Annotated in this window: 2 pseudogenes; one reads left to right on the top strand and one right to left on the bottom strand. The window is 62.1% G+C overall.

Features of this window, described 5'->3' with window-relative positions:
- Positions 1 to 234: 234 nt before the first annotated feature.
- Positions 235 to 540: pseudogene (locus QMZ92_RS35915) on the top strand (GNAT family N-acetyltransferase); the annotation flags it as partial.
- A gap of 20 nt (positions 541 to 560) precedes the next feature.
- Here QMZ92_RS35915 and QMZ92_RS35910 read toward each other — a convergent pair.
- Positions 561 to 692, bottom strand: a pseudogene (locus QMZ92_RS35910) (IS982 family transposase); the annotation flags it as partial.

Genomic DNA, 692 nt, shown 5'->3' with positions numbered 1-692 from the left:
CGCCAGCGACGACTCCCGCGGCTCCAGCCTGTTGAACCGATACACGAACCGTTCATGCAGCTCAGCCAGCCCAGACGACCAACGCCGGACATCCGCCGGCACCACATCCCACCCCATGCCCAGCACAACGATCCGACTGCCAAACCGTCACGGCAAAGACCGTTGCAGTACTAGGCGTGGATCGATCTTTGGGGTGCCGCCTTGTGATGGGACTTGCTCTGTAGGGTCGAGATCATGAGCGTTGAGGTTGTGGTCGTCCGTGAAGCAAACGACGAGTCGGTTGAGGCATTCGCGCGCTTGTTGCCTCAGCTTTCGAGCACAGCCAGCCCGTTGGATCGTGAAGCAGTGCAGCGCTTGCTCGCCGGCGATGCGAACACGGTGTTGATGGCGCGGGTCGAAGGTGAAGTAGTCGGGATGCTGACGTTGGTCATGTTTCCCTTGCCTTCCGGTCTGCGGGCTCGCATCGAGGACGTGGTCGTGGACGAGGCCGCGCGGGGACATGGTGTTGGGGGTGCTCTGACCGAGGAGGCTCTGCGCCTAGATGAATGAGTCCGATGTTTTCAGTGGTCGTAGGCGATCAGTGATCGTTTGGTTGCGGCGTTGGTGGTCCAGTTGTGCCAGATGCCGGCGGCGAGGGCGAGGAGTCGTTGTCCTGTGCGGGCGAAGACTCCGGCTGGGGTTCTGCCGCCGTG

The organism is Streptomyces sp. HNM0645, assembly GCF_030056615.1.
GTDB lineage: Bacteria > Actinomycetota > Actinomycetes > Streptomycetales > Streptomycetaceae > Streptomyces > Streptomyces marianii.
Note: the sequence above shows the minus strand (reverse complement) of the source record. Positions and strands in the feature narration are given on the sequence as shown.